The 17,349-nt window shown below is 72.3% G+C and carries 13 protein-coding genes; 6 read left to right on the top strand and 7 right to left on the bottom strand.

Annotation, left to right across the window (positions count from 1 at the left end):
* Positions 1-138 precede the first annotated feature (138 nt).
* The 3 genes from ACFY1L_RS33225 (at position 139) to ACFY1L_RS33235 (ending at position 3,150) form a co-directional block, all read left to right on the top strand.
* A complete protein-coding gene (locus ACFY1L_RS33225; protein ID WP_388832324.1) occupies positions 139-915 on the top strand; it encodes a lysophospholipid acyltransferase family protein in 777 nt (258 codons plus the stop codon).
* Positions 912-1,922, top strand: a complete 1,011-nt coding sequence (locus ACFY1L_RS33230; protein ID WP_388832327.1) for an NAD(P)H-dependent glycerol-3-phosphate dehydrogenase — start codon at positions 912-914, stop codon at positions 1,920-1,922. Before ACFY1L_RS33225 ends, ACFY1L_RS33230 begins: the two co-directional genes overlap by 4 nt.
* 70 nt (positions 1,923-1,992) lie before the next feature.
* The gene (locus ACFY1L_RS33235) at positions 1,993-3,150 is read left to right on the top strand and encodes a D-alanine--D-alanine ligase family protein (RefSeq protein ID WP_388832330.1); all 1,158 of its coding nucleotides are present in this window, start codon (positions 1,993-1,995) and stop codon (positions 3,148-3,150) included.
* Between the two features lie 3 nt (positions 3,151-3,153).
* On the opposite strand, the gene ACFY1L_RS33240 is transcribed toward ACFY1L_RS33235, so the two are convergent.
* Both ACFY1L_RS33240 and ACFY1L_RS33245 read right to left on the bottom strand, forming a co-directional pair.
* On the bottom strand, positions 3,154-3,648 hold the full coding sequence (locus ACFY1L_RS33240) for a DUF3515 domain-containing protein (RefSeq protein ID WP_388832333.1): 495 nt from the start codon (positions 3,646-3,648) through the stop codon (positions 3,154-3,156).
* Between the two features lie 20 nt (positions 3,649-3,668).
* Positions 3,669-3,902 (bottom strand): Lrp/AsnC family transcriptional regulator, encoded by a 234-nt coding sequence (locus tag ACFY1L_RS33245; protein ID WP_003997603.1) that lies wholly within the window; start codon positions 3,900-3,902, stop codon positions 3,669-3,671.
* Positions 3,903-4,108: 206 nt separating this feature from the next.
* Between ACFY1L_RS33245 and ACFY1L_RS33250 the strand changes: the two genes are divergently transcribed.
* Positions 4,109-5,074, top strand: coding sequence for a thiamine-phosphate kinase (locus tag ACFY1L_RS33250; protein ID WP_388832336.1), 966 nt, complete (start codon positions 4,109-4,111; stop codon positions 5,072-5,074).
* The gene (gene thiD, locus ACFY1L_RS33255; RefSeq protein ID WP_388832339.1) at positions 5,071-5,883 is read left to right on the top strand and encodes a bifunctional hydroxymethylpyrimidine kinase/phosphomethylpyrimidine kinase; all 813 of its coding nucleotides are present in this window, start codon (positions 5,071-5,073) and stop codon (positions 5,881-5,883) included. The genes ACFY1L_RS33250 and thiD overlap by 4 nt, the downstream gene beginning before the upstream one ends.
* On the opposite strand, the gene ACFY1L_RS33260 is transcribed toward thiD, so the two are convergent.
* From ACFY1L_RS33260 to rpmB, 3 genes are all read right to left on the bottom strand, one after another.
* Complete coding sequence (locus ACFY1L_RS33260; RefSeq protein WP_388832342.1) at positions 5,846-7,054, bottom strand: FAD-dependent monooxygenase; 1,209 nt, start codon at positions 7,052-7,054, stop codon at positions 5,846-5,848. The genes thiD and ACFY1L_RS33260 overlap by 38 nt on opposite strands.
* A gap of 34 nt (positions 7,055-7,088) precedes the next feature.
* Positions 7,089-10,088, bottom strand: a complete 3,000-nt coding sequence (locus ACFY1L_RS33265) for a BTAD domain-containing putative transcriptional regulator (RefSeq protein WP_388832345.1) — start codon at positions 10,086-10,088, stop codon at positions 7,089-7,091.
* Positions 10,089-10,201: 113 nt separating this feature from the next.
* Positions 10,202-10,387 carry a 50S ribosomal protein L28 gene (gene rpmB, locus ACFY1L_RS33270; RefSeq protein ID WP_003993230.1) on the bottom strand — a complete coding sequence of 62 codons (186 nt, stop codon included), beginning with the start codon at positions 10,385-10,387 and terminating at the stop codon, positions 10,202-10,204.
* A gap of 254 nt (positions 10,388-10,641) precedes the next feature.
* Between rpmB and ACFY1L_RS33275 the strand changes: the two genes are divergently transcribed.
* A complete protein-coding gene (locus ACFY1L_RS33275; protein ID WP_388832348.1) occupies positions 10,642-12,372 on the top strand; it encodes a DAK2 domain-containing protein in 1,731 nt (576 codons plus the stop codon).
* 4 nt (positions 12,373-12,376) lie between these two features.
* Here ACFY1L_RS33275 and ACFY1L_RS33280 read toward each other — a convergent pair whose 3' ends face one another.
* A complete protein-coding gene (locus ACFY1L_RS33280; protein ID WP_388832351.1) occupies positions 12,377-15,319 on the bottom strand; it encodes a tetratricopeptide repeat protein in 2,943 nt (980 codons plus the stop codon).
* Positions 15,319-17,193 (bottom strand): HSP90 family protein, encoded by a 1,875-nt coding sequence (locus tag ACFY1L_RS33285; protein ID WP_388832354.1) that lies wholly within the window; start codon positions 17,191-17,193, stop codon positions 15,319-15,321. Before ACFY1L_RS33285 ends, ACFY1L_RS33280 begins: the two co-directional genes overlap by 1 nt.
* Positions 17,194-17,349 lie beyond the last annotated feature (156 nt).

The raw sequence follows: 17,349 nt of genomic DNA on the forward strand, positions 1-17,349 counted from the left end.
TTGTCGCGGCCATTGTCACTCAGCCGTCACCTGGGGCCATCTGGCGGTCGCGTCGCCGGGGCGTACGGTGTTCTCGACAGACCGGCGGCCTGGGGCGACACTTGTGCGGCCCCCCAGGCCCAAGAGGAAGGTGTCCGCGTGCCCCGCCGCAGAATCGGCTTCTGGTACCGCCTCGCAGCGGTGATCGCCAAACCGCCGCTGGTGGTTCTGATCAAGCGGGACTGGCGCGGAATGGAGAACATTCCGGCCGACGGCGGATTTATCACCGCGGTGAACCACAATTCGCACGTCGATCCCTTTGCCTATGCGCACTTTCAGTACAACACCGGCCGCGTTCCGCGATTCCTCGCGAAGAGCGGTCTTTTCAAGAAGGGATTCGTCGGTGCCTTCATGCGCGGCACCGGACAGATCCCCGTCTACCGCGAGACCACGGACGCGCTGAGCGCCTTCCGGGCCGCGATCGAGGCCGTGGAACGCGGCGAGTGCGTCGCGTTCTATCCCGAGGGCACCATCACCCGGGACCCCGACCAGTGGCCCATGACCGGCAAGACCGGCGCCGCGCGCGTGGCCCTGCAGACCAAGTGCCCGGTGATTCCGGTCGCGCAGTGGGGCGCCAACGAACTGCTGCCGCCGTACACCAAGAAGCTCAACGTCCGTCCGCGCAAGACCTCGTACGTCCTCGCAGGCCCGCCGGTGGACCTGTCGTCCTTCTACGACAAGGAGATGACCCCGGACCTCCTGAAGGACGCGACCGAGGTCATCATGGCCGCCGTCACCCGCCAGCTGGAGACGATCCGCGGCGAGAAGGCGCCCGAGACGCCCTACGACCCGCGCCAGGAGCGGATCGAGCAGCGGCGCAGGACCGCCGCGGAGACGCTGTCGAAGGTCGAGCAGGAAGAGGGGCAGGGCAAGTGAGCAAGCCCGTCAAGGCGGCCGTCTTCGGTACCGGATCGTGGGGCACCGCCTTCGGCATGGTGCTCGCCGACGCGGGCTGCGAGGTCACCTTGTGGGGCCGCCGCGCCGAACTCGCGGAAGCGGTCAACTCCACGCACACGAACCCGGACTACCTTCCCGGTGTCGAACTCCCGGCGAACCTGCGGGCGACGACGGACGCCGCCGAGGCCGCGCGCGACGCCGACTTCACCGTACTCGCCATCCCCTCGCAGACGTTGCGCGGCAATCTCGCCGAGTGGGTTCCCCTGCTCGCGCCCGACACGATCCTCGTCTCCCTCATGAAGGGTGTCGAACTCGGCTCGGCCATGCGGATGAGCGAGGTGATCGAGGACGTGGCCAAGGTCGGCCAGGACCGTATCGCCGTGGTCACCGGACCCAATCTCGCACGGGAGATCGCCGCCCGCATGCCGGCCGCCGCGGTGGTCGCCTGCACCGACGAGGCGGTGGCCCAGCGGCTCCAGGCGGCCTGCCACACGCCGTACTTCAGGCCGTACACGAACACGGACGTGGTCGGCTGCGAACTCGGCGGTGCGGTCAAGAACGTCATCGGTCTCGCCGTCGGCATCGCGGACGGCATGGGGCTCGGCGACAACGCCAAGGGCTCGCTGATCACGCGCGGTCTCGCCGAGACGACCCGGCTGGGCCTCGCGATGGGCGCCGACCCGCTGACGTTCTCCGGACTCGCGGGCCTGGGCGACCTGGTGGCGACCTGCTCCTCGCCGCTGTCGCGCAACCACACCTTCGGCACCAACCTCGGCAAGGGCATGACCCTGCAGGAGACCATCGCGGTCACCAAGCAGACCGCCGAGGGCGTCAAGTCCTGTGAGTCCGTGCTGGATCTGTCCCGCCGGCACGGAGTCGACATGCCGATCACCGAGACGGTCGTCGCCATCGTGCACGAGGGCAAGCCTCCGGTGGTCGCCGTCAAGGAGCTGATGTCGCGCAGCGCGAAGCCGGAACGACGCTGAGCAACGCTGTTTTCCCGGCGCGGGGCGGACGCTGTCTCAGGGCACTACCAACGGGTACTCTCAACGCGATATGAGCACCGAGAACCTCCCCCAGAGCCCTGAGCAGCCGCCTCGCAAGCCGCGCGTGGCCGTCGTGTTCGGCGGACGCAGCTCCGAACACGGGATCTCCGCGGTCACCGCCGGCGCCGTACTGAAGGCGATCGACCGGACCAAGTACGACGTCCTGCCGATCGGCATCACACGGGAAGGCCGTTGGGCGCTCACCGCCGACGAACCGGAACGCATGGCGATCACCGAACGCCGCACGCCCGACGTCGAGGAGCTCGCCGAGTCGAGGGAGGGCGGAGTGGTGCTCCCCGTCGACCCCGCGAACCGCGAAGTCGTCTACAGCGAGCCGGGATCGGTGCCCAAGGCGCTCGGCGAGATCGACGTCGTCTTCCCCGTCCTGCACGGCCCGTACGGCGAGGACGGCACCCTGCAGGGCATGCTGGAGCTCTCCGGCATCCCGTACGTGGGTTCCGGTGTGCTCGCGTCGGCCGTCGGCCAGGACAAGGAGTACATGAAGCGGGTGTTCACCTCCTTCGGGCTCAAGGTCGGCCCGTACGTGGTGATCCGGCCCCGCGAGTGGGAGCAGGACGAGTCGGCCGCCCGCAAGAAGATCATCGACCTTGCCGGCGACCACGGGTGGCCGCTGTTCGTGAAGCCCGCGCGCGCGGGTTCGTCGATCGGCATCACCAAGGTCGACGACCTGTCCGGGCTCGACGAGGCGATCGCCGAGGCCCGGCGGCACGACCCGAAGATCCTCGTCGAGGCGGCGGTGCGGGGCCGCGAGATCGAGTGCGGCGTCCTGGAGTTCGAGGACGGGCCGAGGGCCTCCGTGCCCGCGGAGATCCCGCCGCCGGACGCGCACGCGTACTACGACTTCGAGGCCAAGTACATCGACTCGACCCCGGGGATCGTGCCGGCGCCGCTGACGCCCGAGGAGACGGCCGAGGTGCAGCGGCTCGCGGTGGACGCCTTCGAGGCGGCTTCGTGCGAGGGGCTGGTGCGGGCGGACTTCTTCCTCACGGAGGGCGGGGAGTTCGTGATCAACGAGATCAACACCATGCCCGGCTTCACGCCGATCTCGATGTACCCGCAGATGTGGCAGGCGAGCGGGATCAGTTACCCCGAGCTGGTGGACCGCCTGGTGCAGGCGGCGCTGCGCAGGTCCACGGGACTTCGTTAGGCACTAGTCGGCGATCCCTGCGGGGATCGCCTTCTTGACGGACTGCGCGAGGTCGACCAGCGGAGCCATTCCGTCTCCCGTACGGTCCTTCGGGATCGTCACCTCGACGTAGGCCTTCCGCAGCGTCGTCGTGAAACGGAACGACCCGTCCTTCTGCTTCTGCAGGAGCCAGCCCACGCCGTTCACCTCGACCCCGTCGGCCTCGGGGTCGTCCATCTCGGCGGGCCGGTCGACACCGCAGCGCAGTATGATCGCCGGGTCGCCCCAGCCCGCGGTCAACGCGGAGGCGGGCTCGGGGTCCTTGCGGCCCTGGCCGTCGACCTTGGACGGCAGCACCTTGTCCAGGTTCTGACACAGCTTGGTGACCTTCGCGCCCGGGCCGGGAACCGCAGCCCGGGCGCTGTCGTCTGCTGAGGAGCAGCCCGCGGCCGTGATCAACACGACGGCGAGTGCGGGCAGCCCGAGAACAGTGCGGTGCCGGTGACGGAAGAAGTTCACCGGCCAAGGGTAGACGGGGGCTACAGATGCACGACCGGGCAGGTCAGGGTGCGGGTGATGCCGTCCACCTGCTGGACCTTCGCGACCACCATGCGGCCGAGGTCGTCCACGGTGTCGGCCTGGGCCCGCACGATCACGTCATAAGGTCCTGTCACGTCCTCGGCCTGGATCACCCCAGGAATCTTGCTGATCGTTTCGGCGACGGTCGACGCTTTGCCGACCTCCGTCTGGATCAGGATGTACGCCTGTACCACGGAACCTCCAGGGCGGCCACGAGGATCATGTGGGGAAAAGGAACGCCACGGTATCGCGTCGCCGCTCGCCGCGGGGAGACCCGCGGAGACCGGGGCTTGCGCGCCAGGGTGCAGGCACGGCAGAAGTTGACGGTCATCTCGACCGTATCGAGGACACTGATGACGCGCGACCGGGAACGGCAAGGGACAGAAGGGGAGCAAGGGCAATGAAGGGCACTGTTGGTGAGCTCGGGGAGTTCGGGCTCATCAGGGAGCTCACCTCCCGTCTCACCACCACCCCGGCGGTCCGGGTCGGCCCCGGCGACGACGCCGCGGTGGTCGCCGCGCCCGACCGACGGGTCGTGGCCAGCACCGACATCCTCCTGGAGGGACGGCACTTCCGCCGCGACTGGTCCACCGCCTACGACGTGGGACGTAAGGCCGCTGCGCAGAACCTCGCGGACATCGCCGCCATGGGCGCCGTGCCGACCGCACTGCTGCTCGGCCTGGTCGTGCCCGCCGAACTCCCGGTGACCTGGCCGAGCGAGCTGATGGACGGCATCCGCGACGAGTGCCAGGTCGCGGGCGCGTCGGTGGTCGGCGGCGATGTCGTACGAGGTGACACGATCACGGTGGCGATCACCGCGCTCGGCGACCTGCGCAACCAGGAGCCGATCACCCGGGGCGGCGCCCAGCCCGGCGACCTGGTCGCGGTGACCGGCTGGCTGGGCTGGTCCGCCGCCGGGTACGCGGTGCTCTCCCGCGGCTTCCGCTCGCCGCGCGCGTTCGTGGAGGCGCACCGGCGCCCGGAGCCGCCGTACCACGCCGGTCCGGCGGCGGCCGCGCTCGGTGCGACCGCGATGTGCGACGTGAGCGACGGGCTGATCGCCGACCTCGGGCACATCGCCGAGGCCAGCAAGGTCCGTATCGACATCCGCTCCGGCTCGATCGACATCCCGTCCCAGATGAACGACATCGGGCAGGCCGTCGGCGTCGACCCCATGCAGTGGGTGCTGACCGGGGGAGAGGACCACGCGATCGTGGCGACCTTCCCGCCGGACGTGAAGCTGCCGGCCCGCTGGAAGGTGATCGGCGAGGTGCTCAACCCCTCGGCGCTGCCCCAGGTCACGGTCGACGGGGCGCCGTGGACCAGCAAGGGCGGCTGGGACCACTTCGGGGACATCGAGTCGTGAAGCCCCGGGTGCTGACGGTCGCGGGCTCCGACTCCGGTGGCGGGGCCGGAATCCAGGCCGACCTGAAGACGATGCTTGCGCTCGGCGTGCACGGCATGAGCGTCGTCACGGCGGTCACCGCGCAGAACTCCCTTGGGGTGCAGGGGGCTTGGGAGCTGCCGGTGGAGGCGGTGCGGGCCCAGTACCGGAGTGTGGTCGACGACATCGGCGTACAGGCCGTGAAGACCGGGATGCTGGCCTCGGCCGAACTGGTCGAGGCGGTGGCCGAGTTGATCGGTTCCACCGATGCGCCGGCCGTCGTGGACCCGGTGGGCGTCTCCAAGCACGGGGACCCGCTGCTGGCCGCGTCCGCGCTGGATTCCGTACGGACGAAGCTGTTGCCGGTGGCGACGGTGGCGACCCCGAATCTCGACGAGGTCGCCCAACTCACCGGCGTACGGGTCGAGTCGGAGGGCCGGCTGCGGGAGGCCGCGGCGGCCGTGCTGGCGTATGGGCCGAAGTGGGTGCTCATCAAGGGCGGTCATCTCCCCGGCGACGCGGTCGACTTGCTCACCGACGGCGCCGAGGAGCACTGGTTTCGCGCCCCGCGCCTCGACAACCGGCACACGCACGGCACGGGCTGCACCCTCGCGTCCGCGATCGCCTCGCAGCTCGCGAAGGGGCAGTCCGTGCCTCAGGCGGTGGCGGCGGCCAAGGAGTACGTCACCGGGGCGATCGCGGCCGGGTTCGCACTCGGCGGGGGGATCGGGCCCGTGGACCATGCCTGGGCGCTCAGGCCTCAAGCAGGGCCGGGTAGTCCCTCAGCCTGATGTCCGTGGCCGCCTTCTCGGTCAGCCTCTTGAAGAAGCGGGCCAGCGGGCGGGAGCCGAGGATCCGGTACATCCGGTCGCGGCTGCGGATCCGCCGCTCGGTCGCCGGGGCGAAGAACGGGCCCGCGTTGCCGGAGATCTTCTGGCAGCCCTTGGCGAAGTCACGGATCCGGGTCTCGTACTCGGCGAAGGCGGTGCGGAAGTCGCCGTCCGCGAGGGCGAGTTCACCGGCGAGGACATACGCGCCGACGATCGCCACACCCGTCCCCATGCCGCCCATGGTCGCCCCGTACCCGGCGTCCCCGAGCAGCACCACGCGCCCCTTGGTGAGGCGGTCGACATGGATCTGGGCGATCGCGTCGAAGTACACGTCGTCGGCCTCTTCGAGGGCCTTGAGGACGGACGGCGTCTCCCAGCCCATCCCGGCGAAACGTTCCCGGAGGATCTCCTTCACCGCCGTGACGTCCCTGCGGTCGTACGACAGCTCCTCGGACCGGAAGACCAGCAGCGCGCCCGCGCGGTCCGGATCGCCGTCGTAGTTGCCGATGACGAACGCGCGGCCGGGCTCGCTGTAGACGCGGCCGCTGCGGTCCAGGCCCAGGTGGTTGGGGACGTCGAAGCCGGCCACGTAGTGGTCGAAGAAGCGCAGGTAGCGGGACTCGTCACCGAGGACGAGCCGGCGGGTGTTCGAGTGCAGCCCGTCGGCGCCGACGACCAGGTCGAAGCGGCGGGGAGCGCCCTTGTCGAAGGTGACGTCGACGCCGTCGGCGTCCTCGGTGAGGGAGGCGATCGAGTCGCCGAAGACGTACTCGACGTCGTTCCTGGTGCGCTCGTACATGATCTGCGCGAGGTCGCCGCGGAAGATCTCCACGTCGCCGCTCATCAGCTCGGCGGGCAGGTCCACGCGCGGGCTGCCGTCGGCGTCGACGACGGTCTGGCGGCCCATGTGGGTCTGGCGGGCGTGGATCTCGTCCCAGATGCCCATGGAGGTCAGGACCGTGCGGTGGACGTGGCCGCGGAAGTCGACCGCGAAGCCGCCGCCGCGCAGCTCGGGCGCCTTCTCGACGACGGTGACGCGGGCGCCGAGCCGGGAGAGGTTGAGGGCGAGGGCGGGTCCGGCGACGCTGGCGCCGGAGATCAGGACGCTGAGGTGAGCGAGATTCTTTGTCATGCGGCGAGCTTCGGCGGGGGCGCTGACCGTCCCCCTACCGTTCGCTGACCGCCGCTGACCGCAGCCGTAGGCCCTGCTCGAAGGCCTGGTCGTACGTCTCGGCGGACAGCTTCGCCCGTATCTCCCGGTCGATGCCCACGACGTCCGGGTCGCCCTCGGTCCGCAGCCCCCGCAGGCCCACGGCCGCGCCCAGCAGCACCGCGGCCCGCTCGGCGGAGTCGGCGGTGGAGGCCAACGCTTCGGCCGCGTCGGCGAGTTCCAGGTCGCCCCATCCCTCCACGGCCAGCTCGGCGGCCTGCCGGAACCAGTCGCGGGCCTCCTCGGTGTGCCCCTCGGCGGCGGCCGTGCGGCCGAGCCCGATCAGGCTGCGGACGGTCTCGCCGACGCTGAACCAGTTGGCGGCACACTCCTGGAGGGCGTTCTCGTAGTGCACGCGCGCGTGTGCCGTGTCCCCGGACAGCCGGGCCGCGTCGCCGAGGCCCCGGCGGGCGGCCGCCACCTTGTCGGGGAGCCCGGCGCCCCGCGCAAGCGTCAGCGCCTGTTCGAAGTGGGCCACGGCGGCCGCCGTGTCGCCCCGGTGCAGCAGCACGGTGGCCCGGGTGCGCAGCAGATCGGCGGTCTCCTCCGGTGCGGCCAGTTCCCGCACGTACGCCAGGCCCTCGTCGAGCAGTTCCAGGGCGCGCTCGGACTCACCGCGTGCGTGGGCGAACATGCCCAGCGGGTCGAGGCAGTTGGCCATGCCCCAGCGGTCACCGGTGGTCCGGTATCCCACCAGCGCCCGGGCGAAGCACTCCTCGGACTCCCGGGGCCGGCCCGCGTACTGCGCCCGGAAGCCGAGGCCCACGTCCAGCAGGGCGTGCGCCCAGGGGGAGTCGCCGGCCAGGGTGAGGGCGTGCGCGTCGGTGGCGGGCCGTGGACCGGCCGCGACCGCCCACAGCACGAGGATGTACGGCAGCCTGAGCGGCCCCTGGTACCCGTACAGGACGGTGTCCACGCGCGCGATGAGCTCGGGTTCGTCGCCCGCGCCGGAGAGGGCGTTGATCACGCAGAGCACGTACTCCTCCTCCAGTCCGGGCGGCGGCGCGTCTCCGACGGCGGTCAGCAACTGCCGTGCCGTCGCCACCCGCTCGCCGTGAACTCCGCGCAGCCGCCAGAACCAGGAGAGGGGGCCCATGAGGCGCAGGGCCAGGCCGGTGTCGCGGCGCACGAGGTGGTGCAGAGCCGTGTCCAGATTGGCGTGCTCGGCGGCCAGCCGGGCCAGCCAGGGCAGTTGCCCACCGCCGCGCAGGTGCGGCTCGGCCTCCTCGGCCAGCCGCAGGAAGTAGCCGGCGTGGGTGTCCCCGAGCTCCTCCGTGTCCCTCGTGTCCCTCGCGTCCTCTGCGGCGAACGCCCGGATCGTCTCCAGCATCCGGTAGCGCCCCTCGGACACCTCCAGGAACGACTTCTCGACCAGGGAGGCCAGCACGTCCTCCGGGTACGGCAGCCCGCACACCGCCCCGACGGCCTCCAGCGTGGCGCCTCCGGAGAACACGGTCAGCCGCCGCGCCAGCTCCCGCTCCTCGTCCTCCAGCAGTTCCCAGCTCCACTCCACGACCGCGCGCAGGGTGCGGTGCCTGGGTGCCTTCGAGCGGTCGCCGCGGGAGAGCAGCCGGAACCGGTCGTCGAGGCGGTCGGCGAGCTCGTCCGGGGTCAGCGTGCGCAGGCGGGCCGCCGCCAGTTCGATGGCGAGGGGGAGCCCGTCGAGGGCGGCGCAGATGTCGGGCACGCGCGCGTGGCCGTCGAAACCGGGCCGGACGGCCCGGGCGCGGTCCAGGAAGAGCCGCACGGCAGGCTCCGGTTGCAGCGGCGGCACCGGGACCAGGACCTCACCGGTGATGCCGAGGGACTCCCGGCTGGTGGCGAGGACACGCACGCCGGGGCAGGAGGCGAGGAGCAGGGAGGCGAGCCGGGCCGCGTCCTCCACCAGGTGCTCGCAGTTGTCGAGGACCAGAAGGACATCGCGGCCATCCAGAGCGGCCAGGAGCCGGTCGGTGCTGTCGGTCGTGGGCGAGCGGAAGCCGTCCCGCACCCCCAGTGCGGTCAGGACGGCGTACGGGATCTGTTGCCCGTCGGTGAGGGGAGCGAGCTCGACGAAACAGACGCCGGCGAGAGGGTTCGCCGCCTCGATCGCCAGCCGTGTCTTGCCCGCCCCGCCGGGTCCGGTGAGCGTGACCAGACGGGAATCGGTCAACAGCGCGGCGATCCGGGTGAGTTCGCTCTCACGGCCGACGAAACGGGTCAGCTGCACCGGCAGACGGCGCCGCTCGGGCTCCGCGCCCCGCAGCAGCTCCTGGTGCAGTGCGGACAGCTCCGGCGAGGGATCGGCGCCCAGTTCGTCCGCGAGGGCGCGCCGGGCCTCCTCGTACACCGCGAGCGCCTGGGCGGGCCGTCCGCCCGCGTGCAGGGCCCGCATCAGCTGCCCGTACAGCCGCTCGCTCAGCGGGTGGTCCGACAGCAGCGCCCGCAGCTCCGGTACGAGCTCGGGGCCGCCGCCGAGCGCCAGATCCGCCTCGATCCGGTCCTGTACGGCGGCCAGTCGCAGCTCCTCGAGCCGCGCGGTCTCGGCATGCGCGTCCGGGAGGTCGGGCAGGGCGGGGCCGCGCCACAGGGCGAGGGCGTCCCGGAGTTCGGAGGCGGCTAGTCGGTGATCTCCGGCGGCGAGGGCAGCACGTCCCTGCGCGACCAGCTGCTCGAACCGGTGGGCGTCGACCGCGTCGGGCACGGTGACGATGCGATAGCCGGCCGGGGCCGCCTCGATCTGCGTGTGCGGGGCCAGGCGCCTGCGCAGACGCGAGATCTGGGACTGGAGCGCGTTCGAGGCTCCGGCGGGCGGTTCGGCGCCGTAGAGGCCGTCGATGAGGCGTTCCACGGAGACCGTCCGGCCCCCGTCGAGGAGCAGGAGGGTGAGCAGGGCGCGGGGGCGGGGCCCTCCGGGGTCGACGGGGGTGCCGTCGTGGGTGCGTACCTCCAGGGGGCCCAGGATGCCGAAGCGCATGCCGGGGATTCTCGCAGGGCGCACGGTTGTCGGGTACGGCAAAAAGCCGGCCCACCGTGAGGTGGACCGGCTCAGTGCAGCGAACCAGCAGTGGCCGCGCGCTTAGCTGTGCGTCAGCGCGAGACCTTGCCGGCCTTGATGCACGAGGTGCAAGCGTTCACGCGCTTCGGCGTCCCGCCGACCACGGTACGGACGCGCTGGATGTTGGGGTTCCAGCGACGGGACGTACGGCGGTGCGAGTGCGAGATGTTGTTGCCGAAGCCCGGCCCCTTGCCGCAGACGTCGCAGTTGGCAGCCACGGGTCACTCCAAAGACTTCAGATGCACTTACGGTTGGGTCCCGGCATGCCGGGATCGAGATCGCAGGATCAGAGATCTGAGTGGCGGTGCCAGGGGAAAGCCCGATGTGGATCGGGCAACCGGAGCAGCATACAACGACTGCGCCAGTACAACGAAACTACCATGGCTGATCAGGGTCTCGTCCCGGCCCACTTCCGCCGGACACCGGCCCGGGGTCTACGCTGCGTCCAGTCCAAAGGCTCAAGGAGGCGCAGGTGGCGCAGGTGCCGCAGACATTCTTCGATGCTCTCGCGGTGCGCACCTGGTGCGGCCTCGCGTTGGAGGCGCTCGGCCGCGCGCGCGAGGAGATCGACGCGATCAACGTCTACCCCGTGGCCGACGGGGACACCGGCACCAACCTGTATCTGACCGTGGAGTCCGCGGTCGCCGCGGTGGAGGCCGTCTTCGCGGCTCATGAAGTGGGCTCCGAGGAGTCCGGGAAGCCGACGCTGGCCGACGCCACGCGCGCGATGGCGCACGGCGCGCTGATAGGCGCCCAGGGGAACTCCGGGACGATCCTCGCCCAGCTGCTGCGCGGCATGGCGCAGGTGCTCGCCGCCGACGGTGAGACGCCTCACACCGACGGCTCCGGACTGCGGCTCGCCCTGCGGCACGCGGCCGACTCCGCCCGCCAGGCCGTCGCGCATCCCGTGGAGGGCACGGTCCTGTCGGTGGCCGCGGGCGCCGCCGACGCGGCCGGCGGGGCCGAGGGCGACTGCGGCGCGGTGGCACGGGCGGCCTACGACGGAGCGCGCGCGGCGCTTGCCGCGACCCCCGGCCAGCTGGCCGTCCTGGGGCGCGCCGGGGTGGTCGACGCCGGCGGGCGGGGGCTGGTGGCGGTGCTCGCGGCACTGGTGGAGACCTTCACGGGGGAAGCGCCGGTGGCGGTCGTGGTTTCCAGCGGGTACGCGCGCGTGGAGGGCGATACGGCAACTGTCGCGCACGCGCGCGTGGACAGCGGTACGGCGGCTGCCGGGAACGCGGAAACCGTCGACGACTGCGCGTCCTCCCCGGAAGCGGGCGGCCCCGCCTTCGAGGTGATCTACCTGCTGGAGGCCGAGGACGCCGCCGTCGCAAGGCTGCGGGAGCGCCTCGACGCCCTCGGCGACTCACTGGTCGTGGTCGGCGGCGACGGACTGTGGAACGTGCACGTGCACGTGGACGACGCGGGCGCCGCCGTGGAGGCGGGCGTCGAGGCCGGGCGGCCGTACCGGATCCGGATCACGCACTTCGGCGTCGGCGACGTGCACACCACCGGCGGGGAACGGCCGCCCCGGGAGCGTGTCCAGCGCGCCGTGGTCGCCGTCGTGCCCGGCGAGGGCCTGGCCGGGCTGTACACCGAGGCCGGCGCGACCACCGTGCTCGCGCGCCCCGGGGAGGCGCCCGCGAGCGGGGAACTCGTCGATGCCGTACGGCGGGCCCATGCGCGCGAGGTCGTGCTGCTGCCCAACGACGCCGACCTGCGCCACACCGCCGCGGCGGCGGCCGAGCAGGCCCGCGCGGAGGGCATCCGCGTGGCACTGATCCCGACGCGGTCCGCGGTGCAGGGGATCGCGGCGCTCGCCGTGCACGAGCCGGAGCGCCGTTTCGACGAGGACGTCGTGTCGATGACCTCGGCGGCCGGCGCGACCCGCTACGCCGAGGTCGCCGTCGCCGAGCGGCAGTCCTGGACCATGGCCGGCATCTGCCAGGCCGGCGACGTCCTCGGCCTCATCGAGGGCGACGTGGCCGTGATCGGCTCCGACGTCACCGTCACCGCCGAGACCGTCCTGGACCGCATGCTCCAGGCCGGCGGCGAACTGGTCACCCTCGTCCTCGGCGACGAGGCCCCCGAGTCCGTCGCCGCCCGCCTGGAGGCACGCGTGCGTGAGTCGTACCTCGCCGTCGACACGGTGGTGTACCGGGGCGGACGGCAGGGGGCACTGCTGCTGATCGGCGTCGAGTAGCTCCTCAGCCGGCGCCCTGCTCCTGGACGACCTGCAGCATCTGTTCCGCCTCCGCGCGGCGCTCCTGGGCCGTCTCGTCCGCGTCGAGAGCGCCGTCGTACGCCGCGAGCACCGCACGCGCGCGTGCCGCCGCGCGGGCGGGGCGGCTGAGGTCGGCCTCCAGCCAGCCGGCGGCGAGTTCGGCGCCGGTGCGGCTGTGCAGGGCGTGGTCCCCCAGGGACGCGAACACCGCGATGGCCTCGGTGACCTCGGAGAGGGCGTCCTCGAGCACGGCCCGGATCGAGTCGTCGTCGGCGTCGTCCGAGGCGGAACGGGCCAGCAGGTCGCCGAACTGCCGGTGGGTGTGCCCGAGTTCGGCGACGAGCCGCTCGCGTGCCTCCTCGTCGGCCGCTCCGGCGTCCAGCGCCGCCTCGCACTCCCGGACCGCGCCCGCCATCAACTCCCGTGCCGCGTCCGCCCCGTCGTCCGCGCGCAGCGCCAGCCACGCGCGGGCGCGCAGGGAGCGGACGAGGCCGTGGACGTTGCCGAGCGAGCGCCACAGCTCGCCCGCGCGCGCGTAGGCCAGGTCGGCCTCTTCCGGCAGCCCCGCCGCCCCGAGCGACTCGGCGGCGAGGTGGGCGAGCGTGGCGTGATCGTGCTGCTCGGGCCACTCCTTGGCGATCTCGGCCGCCTGCAGCCGCCGTTCGGCCGCCGCACGGTGCTCGCCGAGCTCGCTCAGACAGTCGCCGAGCCACCACTGCGTCTGTACGACGGCGCCGTCGCCGTGCGTCTCGGCGCTCAGGTCGGGCAGCGCCGACTCCAGCACCTCGGCGGCCTCGGCCCACCGCCCCTGCCGCACCAGCAGCCCGCCCAGCTGCTGCCGGGCCCAGGCGCCGAGCGTCGGGCCCTCGCCCGCCTCGTCGGCCCAGTGCGCCGCCTCCAGGGCGTGCTCGGCGGCCTCCGCGGACAGCCCCCGGCCGCCCAGCACCTCGGCGAGCTGGAGATGCAGCTGGGCCCGCCCGACCGCCTCCAGATGCGCACCGCCGTGCTCCAGGGCCGCCCGCAGCGCCCGCTCCGCCCCGGAGATGTCGCCCAGGTGATGGGCCAGCCCGGCCAGCCGAGCCTCGTACTCCACCGCGAACCACGGCAGCCCCGCCCCGACGAACCCCGCCGAGGCCCGCCCGAACAGCTCGACGGCCGCCTCCAGGTCCCCGTGCTGCACCGCCAGCTCGGCGAGCATGGCCTGCGCCTCGGCGTCCCGCGAGGCGATCCGCACGTCGTCCCCCGCGTACCCGCCGACGAGCGCCAGCAGCTCCCGTACGGCCGACTCGGCGTCGGGGAGAACCGTTCCGCCGCCGGCCTCACCCGCCTCGCCCGCCTCCTGCACCCGCCGCATCAGGATCCGCGCCCGCCCCATCAGCACGGACGCGGTCTGCCGTACGCCGGTGGCGTCGTCGGCGTAGAGCGCCAGGACCTCGTCGTACGGCTCGGCGACCGCCGCGAGCGCCTCGTCCACCTGCCCCGTCAGCGCGCGTACGTACGCCGCACGCGTGCGTGCCGCGAGTGCCTCCCCGAGGTCGCCCGCCTGTGCGTACAACTCGGCGGCGCGCTCGAAGAGTTCGGCGCCCTCGGGGCCCCGGTCCATCGCCTCGTGGTCGACGATCTCGGCGCGGTCGCGGGCGTCCAGTTCGGCGCCCTCGGCGGCCCGGGACGCCGCCGCCCACGCCTCGACGGCGTTCGGCTGCAGGGTGTCCGACAGGCGGCGGGCCTCGGCCAGCAGGGCGGACAGGTCCGGCTGCTCCGCCGCGTTCACGGGCGCCGGCGGTGCCACCACCGCAGGCGCGGAGACCTGGCGCACCGCGCGCACCCCGAGAGGCAGCCGGTCCACCAGCGGGCGCTGCTCCATACGCGCGCGTGCCCGCTCGCTGACGTACGAGGAGCCGTTGCGCTCGTCGAAGCGTGCCGCCAGGGCCAGCGCCTCCGCACGCGCGTGCGTGGCGAGTTCGCGCGCCGTCCACGCCCGGCCGGCCGGTCCCGGCACCTGCCGGCCGCCCAGGCCCAGCTCCTCGAGGCGGTCCATGAGCAGCGTCACCACGCTCAGGAAGTCCAGCCTGCTGCGCGGATGTCCGTCGTCCGTGAAGTACGCGGGCCGCTCCGCCAGCAGTTCCAGGCCACGCGCCTCGTTGCCGGTCAGCGCGCAGAACTCCACGTGGTCCGCGTACGCGCCCCGCATGCTCTCCATGCCCCGCACCAGCCGGAAGCCCCGCAGATGGTGGGCGCGCGCCTCGTCCTGGCGGCCCAGCCGCAGCAGGGGCGTCAGGGAGGAGGCGAGGACGGTGTGCGGTTCGTGGGCGCAGGTGAACTCGCCCTCCAGGACCGGCGCCCACAGCTGGAGCGCCTCGGCGTCCCGCCCCCGCTCGGCCTGCCACCAGCCCTGCCCGTGCAGCTCGCACGCATGGCAGTCGGCCATGCTGTCCCGGTCGGCGGCCAGCCACGCGGCGTACGCACGCTCCGCGCGCGTGAGGTCGCCGACATGTGCCGCCACACTGAACTCGGCGCTGCGCACGGCCCGTTCGGAGTGCCCGGCGAGCCGGTAGCGGTGCTCCATCTCGCCGAGCCACTTCTCGATGGAGGCGAGCGGGACGTGCGGCTGGTCGAGCATGCCGGACGACATCCACTTGAAGACCCAGTGCAGCGAGTGGACCTCGTACTCGTCGAAGTCCTCGGGCCGCTCGTCCCACATGCGCAGCAGACGCGCGAAGGGGACGAACATCTTGTCCTTCTCGGAGCTGTAGTTGTAGACCTTCAGCTGGTGTCCGAGCGCCTCGATCACCGCGAGCGGGATGCCCAGCTTCTCGGCCTCGGCGAGGAGTTGCTCCGCGCGCGCGTTGCGTGCGGGGCCCTCCGGCCGCTCGGAGTTCTCCGCCATCGCCCGGCGCAGCGAGTCGAAGTCCGTGATCCCGCTCATCAGTGACCGCCCCCCGAAGAGTTGCCCGTCGCGTCGGATTCGCCGTGGGTCGCCCATTCCAGCAACCCGATGAACGCCCGGTTCAGCAGCGCGGTGTCCGCCGGCCGCAGCGGGCGCTGCGCCATCAGCAGCGCCTGCCCGTACAAGGACTCCGTGGCGGTGCCGATCAGTTCCGGGTCGCCGAGCGAACTGATGCGCCGGATCAGCGGGTTGAGGTGGTTGAGCACCAGACGCGCGCGTGGGGCGCTGCCGCGCAGCGAACCGAGGATGCCCGCCCACAGGTCGTCGGCCTGCTCCTCGGCCTCGGCGCGGGCCTGCTCGTGGCGGGCTGCGCGGTCGTCGAGGTGCAGGGCGGGGACCGAGAGGGGGTGGAAGGACCTCAGTACGATGTCACATTGCAGTGGGTCCAGCTTGGCCCGTGCGATCGCCAGGAACCCCGACAGCGCCAGCTCCTCCGCCGGATCCACCGCATCCAGATGCGCCGTCACCGTGTCCGCGTCCAGCTCGGCGACCACCGTGCCCGGCCGTACCGAGGGCAGCGCCTCGACCAGCTCGCTGTCGTACGTGTAACCGCCGTTGATCACCCCGACGCCCTGCGCGGACGCGATCGGCGCGACCTGCCGGTACTCCTCGACGGTCCGCGTGAAGTGCACCACCGGATGCCGCTGCGCGAACTCCTCCAGGGACAGCCGCCCGTCGGTCGTCTCGAAGGGCAGCCACGGCAGCATCGTCCGCAGCATCTCCTTGTCGTGCCGCGCAAGGGACTTCACGCCCAGGTAGTGCACCGACAGGAAGGCTGCGAGCCGTTCCGGATCGCCGGCCGCGAGCCCGGTCAGCCAGGACCGGATCGTTTCGCCCAGCGCCTCCCGTACGCCTGCCAGCGTCTCGTCCTCGTAGAGCGACTCGCGCGAGGCCGTCGGCCGCAGACTGTCCGTGTCGAGCACACACCGCACGAAGAACGCCCAGTCGGGCAGCAGCTGTTCGGCCCGCTCGGTCAGCAGCATGCCCTTGAGATGGACGCGGTGGGTCGCCCGCTGCGCCGGGCTGACCGCCGACGGCAGCACATACGCCACCCCGCGGATCCCGGCCAGCGGCACGTCCAGCTCGATCGAGTCCAGCGGGGTGAAGCCGAACAGCTCGTGACAGTGCCGCGCGAGGGCCACCCGCCGGTTGGCGGGGGAGGGGTACGACCGGTCCCAGGGCGCCGGCAGGTCCGTGATCGCCTCGTCGTCCACCCGGACGTCGTACGGCAGCAGGGACCCGAAGTCCCGTGCCAGCGAGAGGACCCGCTCGGGCGCCAGCCACTCCCCGGCCCCCGCCCGTGCCACCAGGTGCACGGTGGTGCCCGGTTCGGGCCGCGCCTCGTGCGGCAGCGTCCGCACGGTGTACGAACCGTCGTCGCTCGCCGTCCACTCCACGGGCGCCGCGTCCGGCGTACGGGCACTGCGACTCACCACCCGGATCCGCTCGGCGACCACGAAACAGGCCAGCAGACCGATGCCGAACTGCCCCAGGAAGTCGGAGCGGACCGCCTGAAGCCCGTCGGCGATCCCGTCGGCGCGCTTGGAACTGCGCCCGATCGTCGCGAGCAGGTTGTGCACGTCCGCCTCGGTGAGCCCGACCCCCGTGTCCTCGACACGCAGGGCACCCGCTTCCGTGTGCAGCCGCACCTTGGCCGGGGCATCGGGCTGCTCCGCACGCCGGGCGGTGATGGCGTCCACGGCGTTCTGCAGCAGCTCGCGCAGATAGACCTTGGGGCTGGAGTAGAGGTGGTGCGAGAGCAGGTCCACCAGACCGCGCAGGTCGACCTGGAACGTATGAGGTGGCTGAGGTGACTGGGACGGCTGGGATGACTGTGAGGTCTGGGAGTCCATCGTCGCAGCGCCGGTGGGGGGACGATCGCGGCGCGGGGTCGGGCGGTCCCTGGTGGGGCGGTGACCGCGGGGGATGGCCGGAGCGCGTCATCCTAGAGCCCGAACGAGCCGTCTGACCAGGGGTTTCCCGAGACGTATACGGCAATGTCAGTGGCG

Origin of the sequence: Streptomyces sp. NPDC001663 (assembly GCF_042893105.1) — a bacterium.
GTDB lineage: Bacteria > Actinomycetota > Actinomycetes > Streptomycetales > Streptomycetaceae > Streptomyces.

Bases quoted from the DNA above. Each gene is read 5' to 3' on its own strand.
- ACFY1L_RS33250 (WP_388832336.1), top strand. From the start codon at position 4,109: ATGAAGGGCACTGTTGGTGAGCTCGGGGAGTTCGGGCTCATCAGGGAG.
- ACFY1L_RS33235 (WP_388832330.1), top strand. From the start codon at position 1,993: ATGAGCACCGAGAACCTCCCCCAGAGCCCTGAGCAGCCGCCTCGCAAG.
- ACFY1L_RS33280 (WP_388832351.1), bottom strand. From the start codon at position 15,319: ATGAGCGGGATCACGGACTTCGACTCGCTGCGCCGGGCGATGGCGGAG.
- ACFY1L_RS33265 (WP_388832345.1), bottom strand. From the start codon at position 10,088: ATGCGCTTCGGCATCCTGGGCCCCCTGGAGGTACGCACCCACGACGGC.
- ACFY1L_RS33285 (WP_388832354.1), bottom strand. From the start codon at position 17,193: ATGGACTCCCAGACCTCACAGTCATCCCAGCCGTCCCAGTCACCTCAG.
- ACFY1L_RS33260 (WP_388832342.1), bottom strand. From the start codon at position 7,054: ATGACAAAGAATCTCGCTCACCTCAGCGTCCTGATCTCCGGCGCCAGC.